The following is a 5,920-nucleotide window of genomic DNA, read 5'->3' as shown; positions in this document are numbered from 1 at the left end:
GGTCAGGTGTTGCCGGGGGCGGCCAGATGGGCCGCCGCCTCGTCGCGGGCCAGGGGGCGGGAGCGGCGGGCCGGGCCGTACCAGCCGCAGGTGCATTCGGGGGCCAGGAAGGGGCCGCGCTCGGTGAGGGTGATGCGGTGGCGCGTCGAGCCCTCGCCGCCACGGGAGGGCTGGTGTTCCGCCTGGTCGCGCACCCCACCACCGTATCGGGCCATGCCCGTCCGGGAGCCGTGACGGCGGCGGGAAGGGCTCGTTAGGGGCTACGAGCAAGGGTGGTGGTGCCGGGGTGAAGCGCACGGGCAGAAACGTTCCCTGGTTGCAGACGGCGGCGTCGGCGGCCGCGTCGGCGGCGTTGGCCGCGTGCGTCTGCGGCTGCTCGGGAACGGGCTCCGCGGCGGAGGACGGCGAGACGGCCGAGGCGCTTGAAGTGGTGCGCCGGGCCGCCGACGTGCTGGCCGAGGCGGGCAGCTCCCGGACCCGGACGGCGATGCGGATGGCCTCGGGCGGCACCAACGTCACCATCAGCGGCGAGGGCGGCTTCGACTACGGCGAGCGCGTCGGCGAGCTGCTGCTGACGCTGCCGGTGCCGAGCGAGCCGGTGACGGAGGTCTTCGCGCCCGGCCTGCTGTACATGAAGAACCGGGGGGCGGGCGTGCCCCGCGACAAGTGGGTGAGGATCGACGTCACGACGGTCGCGGACGGCAACCTCGTCACCGGCGGCGCCACCGACCCGATCACGGCGGCGGAGCTGCTGCGCGGCGCGCGCAGCGCCTCGGACCTGGGCGAGGCGCGGGTGAACGGCGATCCCGTGCGGCACTACCGGGGCGTCACCGACATCGCGGCGGCGTCGCAGGCCGCGTCGGGGGAGGCCGGGGAGCAGTTCGCGGCGGCGGTGGCGGGGGAGGGCTTCACCGAGACGGAGGTGCCGTTCGACGCCTATCTCGACGAGCGGGGGGTGCTGCGGAAGGTGCGCCACCAGTTCAGCTTTGCCAGGGAGGGCGGGCGAGGCGGGGGTGTGGAGACCGTGGAGGTGGCGTCGGTGGTGGTGCTGTACGGCTTCGGCGCGCCGGTGGGGGTGGCGATGCCGGACGAGGACGAGGTGTACGCCGGCACCGTGTCGTAGGCAGGGCAGGCGAGGGCTTGGGCCGGTGCGCGGCGGCGTGGGAGGAGCGCCGCCGCCCGCGCTGTCCGAGCCCGCCCGCCCGGCCAGGGCTACGTGCGCAGCATGCGGGCGATGGCGGCGGTGGCCTCCTGCACCTTGGCGTCGACCTCGGCGCCGCCCTCGTGCGCGGCGTGGGCCACGCAGTGCCGCAGGTGCTCCTCCAGCAGTTGGAGGGCGAAGGACTGGAGGCCCTTGGTCGAGGCGGAGACCTGGGTGAGTATGTCGATGCAGTACACGTCCTCCTCGACCATCCGCTGCAGGCCCCGGATCTGGCCCTCGATGCGGCGCAGCCGCTTGATGTGGGCCTCCTTGTCCTTGCTGTATCCGTGCGGGCCGGCCTGCGGTGCGGCGTCGTCGGCGGCGCCGGTTTCAGTGACGTCTGGCTGGTCAATCGTGGTCATATCGGTCCCTCCCGGGCGAATACCCCTGATGGGTATAGCGTAACGAACTCGTGGGCGGAGCGTGAGGCGTCACGTCTCCCCGGTCGATTCATCTTCTGTTCATCTTTGGCCGTATCTTGATTCACCTCGTGAACCTACGTTCGATCGGTGTTCACCACGGAAGGAAGCGAACGCCAGTGAAGCTCCGGCGAGCCCCCGCCGCCGCCCTCGCGACCCTCGCAGTCCTCACCGCCTGCGGCACCGACGACAACTCCGGCCTCCCGGGCGCCGTGGACTTCTCCGCCGAGACGCTGCGCTGCGCCCCCGACGGCGGCACCCTCCTCGCCTCCGGGTCCAGCGCCCAGGCCAACGCAATGGAGGTCTGGGTGAACACCTATCAGGCGAACTGTGACGGCAGCCAGATCAACTACAAGCCCACGGGCTCCGGCGCCGGCATCCAGGAGCTCCTCCAGGGGACGACGGCGTTCGCCGGCTCCGACTCGCTCCTGACCGAGCCCGAGGTCGCCGAGTCACGCTCCGTGTGCAACCAGGGCGGTCGCGAGGGAGAGGCCATCCACCTGCCGATGGTCGCCGGGCCCATCGCCATCGGCTACAACCTGCCCGGCGTCGACGACCTCGTCCTCGACGCCGCGACCGCCGCCCGCATCTTCGACTCCGAGATCACGCGCTGGAACGACCCGGCCATCGCCGCCCTCAACCCCGGCGCACGCCTCCCCGACCTGCCCATCACGCCGTTCCACCGCTCCGACGGCTCCGGCACCACCGACAACTTCACCTCCTACCTCCACGCCTCCGCCCCCGACGCCTGGCCGTACGAGCCGGACAAGAACTGGCGCGGCCACGGCGGCCAGGCCGCCGAGGGCTCCTCGGGCCTGGTCGGCATGGTGCAGCAGAACGAGGGCGCCATCGCCTACTTCGAGCTCTCCTACGCCCACCAGAACCACATCACCACCGCCCGCATCGACACCGGCGCCCGCCGACCCGTCGCCGCCTCCGTCGAGAACTCCTCCAACGCCGTCGCCCAGGCGGACGTGACGGGCAGGGGCGGGGACCTGGCGCTGGAGCTCGACTACGCCACGCGCGAGGAGGGGGCGTACCCGATCGTGCTGGTCACCTACGAGATCCTCTGCGACCGCGGCAACAACCCCGACGCCCTCCCGCTGACCAAGGCGTTCCTGCGCTACACCGCCAGCCCGGAGGGCCAGGACCAGCTCGCCGGCATCGACTACGCGCCGATGCCCGACGACATCATCCGGCAGGTGCGCCAGACCATCCGGGGACTTCAGTGAACACTCCAGCGAACCGTCCAGCGAACCCTTCAGCGAACGAACGCAAGAGCCAGCGGTTCGGCGACAGCCTCGGTGACCGCCTCGGCGACCGGATCTTCAGCGGGCTGTCCCGGGGCTCCGGCATCGCCCTGCTGGTGATCATGGCCGCCATCGCGCTCTTCCTCGCCGTCCGCGCCGCCGTCGCCATCGAGGCCGACGAGGGCAACTTCCTGACCACCTTCCAGTGGAACGCCAACGCCGACCCGCCCGTCTTCGGCATCGCCGTGCTGCTCTTCGGCACGGTCGTCAGCTCCGTCATCGCCATGGCGCTGGCCGTCCCCGTCGCCGTCGGCATCGCGCTGTTCATCTCCCACTACGCCCCGCGCCGCCTGGCCACCCCCATCGCCTACCTCGTCGACCTGCTGGCCGCCGTGCCCAGCATCGTCTACGGCCTGTGGGGCGCGCTCTACCTCGTGCCGCGCCTGACCGGCCTGTACGAGTGGTTCGACGACGCCTTCGGCTGGACCCGCGTCCTGTCCTACGACGGCACCCCGGCCCGCTCGATCATGACCGTCGGCATCCTCCTGGCGATCATGATCCTGCCGATCATCACCAGCGTCACCCGCGAGGTCTTCCGCCAGGCGCCCCTCCTCCACCAGGAGGCGGCGATGGCCCTGGGCGCCACCCGCTGGGAGGTCATCCGCATGACCGTGCTGCCCTTCGGCCGCTCCGGCGTGATCAGCGCCTCCATGCTGGGCCTGGGCCGCGCGCTCGGCGAGACCATGGCCGTGGCCACCGTCCTCTCGCCGAGCTTCCTGATCAACCCCAGCCTGCTGGAGTCCGGCGGCGGCACCTTCGCGCAGAACATCGCCAGCCAGTTCAAGGAGGCCGGATCGATGGGGCGCGACGCGCTCATCGCCTCCGGCCTGGTGCTGTTCCTCCTCACGCTTGTCGTCAACGGCGCGGCGCGCCTGATCATCGCGCGCCGCCGGGAGTATTCGGGAGCTGCGGCATGAGCGGAACCCCTACCCCGCCCCTCCCCGAACCGGGGGCTCCGCCCCCGGGCCCCCGGGCCGCCCACACCCCGGCAGCCCACCCGGGGGTGACGGTGGGTGGGAAACCCGAAGCTGGGGTGGGTGGGCAACCCGCTGAGGTGGGCGCGAGGCCACGGACAGGGATGGGCGAGAAGCCCGGGCCCGGGACGGGCGGGGGCGGAGCCCCCGGCCTCCGCCCGCCGCGGCTGCCGCGCGCGGCGCACCTCGCGTTGCTCGTCGGCTCGCTCGCGTTCGGGATCGCCGTCGGCCTGGTCGCCGGGCTGGAGAGCCGCGCGCAGTGGGGGCTCATCGCCGCCGCGGTGTACCTCTCCGCCACCTTCGGCCTCTCCGCCCGCATCGAGGGCCGCCGCTACGCCGTGGACCGGCTGGCCGCGCTGCTGGTCTGGGCCAGCTTCGCCGTCGCCGTACTGCCGCTGGCCTCCCTCGTCTGGGAGACCGTGGCGCGCGGCATCCCCGGCGTGAGCTGGTACTTCCTGACCCATTCCATGAACGGCGTGCTGAGCTGGCAGGACGGCGGCGGCATCTACCACGCCATCCTCGGCACCGCGCAGCAGGTCGCGCTCGCCAGCGTCATCGCCATCCCCGTCGGGCTGCTGACGGCCGTTTACCTGGTGGAGTACGGGGGCGGCAGCAGGCTGGCGAAGGCCGTCACCTTCTTCGTGGACGTGATGACCGGCATCCCCTCGATCGTGGCCGGCCTCTTCGTCCTCAGCCTGTGGATCATGATGCTCGACCTCGGCTACTCCGGCTTCGCGGGGTCGCTGGCGCTGGCCATCCTGATGATGCCGATCGTGGTGCGCTCCACGGAGGAGATGCTCAAGCTCGTCCCGAACGAGCTGCGGGAGGCGTCGTACGCCCTGGGCGTGCCGAAGTGGCGCACGATTGTGAAGGTGGTGCTGCCGACCGCGATCGGCGGCATCACGACCGGCGTCATGCTGGCGCTGGCCCGCATCGCGGGCGAGACCGCGCCCATCCTGCTGCTGGTCTTCGGAAACAACATGATCAACGGCAACCCCTTCGAGGGCGCCCAGTCCTCGCTGCCGCTGTACGTCTACGAGCAGTGGGCCTACGGCACCGAGTCGGCGTACGACCGGGCCTGGGCGGCGGCGCTGGTGCTGATCGCCTTCATCATGCTCCTCAACCTGGCCGCGCGCGGCGTCGCACGCTGGAAGGCACCGAAGTGAAAGCCGAAGTGAACGCTGAAGTGAAGGCCGAAGCGAAGAACGCAAGGAAGGCCTGAAGATATGGCCAAGCGCATCGAGGTCGCCGGACTGACGGCCTACTACGGCTCCCACAAGGCGATCGACGACATCACGCTGCACGTCGAGCCCCGCTCGGTGACGGCGTTCATCGGCCCCTCCGGATGCGGCAAGTCGACCTTCCTGCGAACGCTGAACCGGATGCACGAGGTCACGCCCGGCGGGCGCGTCGCGGGGAAGGTGCTGCTGGACGAGGAGGACCTGTACGGGCCGGGCGTCGACCCGGTCGCGGTACGCCGCACCATCGGCATGGTCTTCCAGCGGCCCAACCCGTTCCCGACGATGTCGATCTACGACAACGTGGCGGCGGGGCTGCGGCTGAACGGGAGGCGTTACCGCAAGGCGGAGCTCGACGACATCGTCGAGCAGAACCTGCGGGGCGCGAACCTGTGGAACGAGGTCAAGGACCGGCTGGGGCGGCCCGGCTCGGGACTGTCGGGCGGGCAGCAGCAGCGGCTGTGCATCGCGCGGGCGACGGCGGTGTCGCCGGACGTGCTGCTCATGGACGAGCCGTGCTCGGCGCTGGACCCGATCTCGACGCTGGCGATCGAGGACCTGATCGACCAGCTGAAGGCGGAGTACACGATCGTGATCGTGACGCACAACATGCAGCAGGCGGCGCGGGTGTCGGACCGGACGGCGTTCTTCAACCTGGCGGCGGTCGGGGAGCCGGGGCGGCTGATCGAGGTCGACGAGACGGAGAAGATCTTCTCCAACCCGTCGGTGAGGGCCACGGAGGACTACATCTCCGGCCGCTTCGGCTGAGGCGCCGAAG

General features: G+C 71.3%; 7 protein-coding genes. 5 read left to right on the top strand and 2 right to left on the bottom strand.

What is annotated here, in order from left to right; all coding sequences use genetic code 11:
- Nucleotides 1-2: 2 nt before the first annotated feature.
- A complete protein-coding gene (locus ACTWQH_RS32385) occupies nt 3-194 on the bottom strand; it encodes a hypothetical protein (protein WP_443290391.1) in 192 nt (63 codons plus the stop codon).
- 92 nt (nt 195-286) lie between these two features.
- Between ACTWQH_RS32385 and ACTWQH_RS32380 the strand changes: the two genes are divergently transcribed.
- Nucleotides 287-1,123 (top strand): hypothetical protein, encoded by an 837-nt coding sequence (locus ACTWQH_RS32380; protein ID WP_443290390.1) that lies wholly within the window; start codon nt 287-289, stop codon nt 1,121-1,123.
- A gap of 89 nt (nt 1,124-1,212) precedes the next feature.
- Here ACTWQH_RS32380 and ACTWQH_RS32375 read toward each other — a convergent pair whose 3' ends face one another.
- Nucleotides 1,213-1,563: a metal-sensitive transcriptional regulator gene (locus ACTWQH_RS32375; protein ID WP_443290389.1), complete on the bottom strand. Its 351-nt coding sequence runs from the start codon at nt 1,561-1,563 to the stop codon at nt 1,213-1,215.
- Nucleotides 1,564-1,739: 176 nt separating this feature from the next.
- On the opposite strand from ACTWQH_RS32375, the gene pstS reads away from it, so the two are divergent.
- The 4 genes from pstS to pstB all read left to right on the top strand — a co-directional run bounded on the left by pstS (nt 1,740) and on the right by pstB (nt 5,910).
- Nucleotides 1,740-2,852: a phosphate ABC transporter substrate-binding protein PstS gene (gene pstS / locus ACTWQH_RS32370; RefSeq protein ID WP_443290388.1), complete on the top strand. Its 1,113-nt coding sequence runs from the start codon at nt 1,740-1,742 to the stop codon at nt 2,850-2,852.
- Nucleotides 2,849-3,847 (top strand): phosphate ABC transporter permease subunit PstC, encoded by a 999-nt coding sequence (gene pstC / locus ACTWQH_RS32365; protein ID WP_443290387.1) that lies wholly within the window; start codon nt 2,849-2,851, stop codon nt 3,845-3,847. Before pstS ends, pstC begins: the two co-directional genes overlap by 4 nt.
- A gap of 161 nt (nt 3,848-4,008) precedes the next feature.
- Entirely contained in the window at nt 4,009-5,070 is a 1,062-nt protein-coding gene (pstA, locus tag ACTWQH_RS32360; RefSeq protein WP_443290386.1) for a phosphate ABC transporter permease PstA, read from the top strand.
- 60 nt (nt 5,071-5,130) lie between these two features.
- Nucleotides 5,131-5,910, top strand: a complete 780-nt coding sequence (gene pstB / locus ACTWQH_RS32355) for a phosphate ABC transporter ATP-binding protein PstB (RefSeq protein ID WP_443290385.1) — start codon at nt 5,131-5,133, stop codon at nt 5,908-5,910.
- The last annotated feature ends 10 nt before the right edge of the window (nt 5,911-5,920 follow it).

Source organism: Streptomyces sp. 6N223 (genome assembly GCF_052246635.1).
Taxonomy (GTDB): Bacteria; Actinomycetota; Actinomycetes; order Streptomycetales; family Streptomycetaceae; genus Streptomyces.
This window is presented reverse-complemented; position numbering and strand designations above follow the sequence as displayed.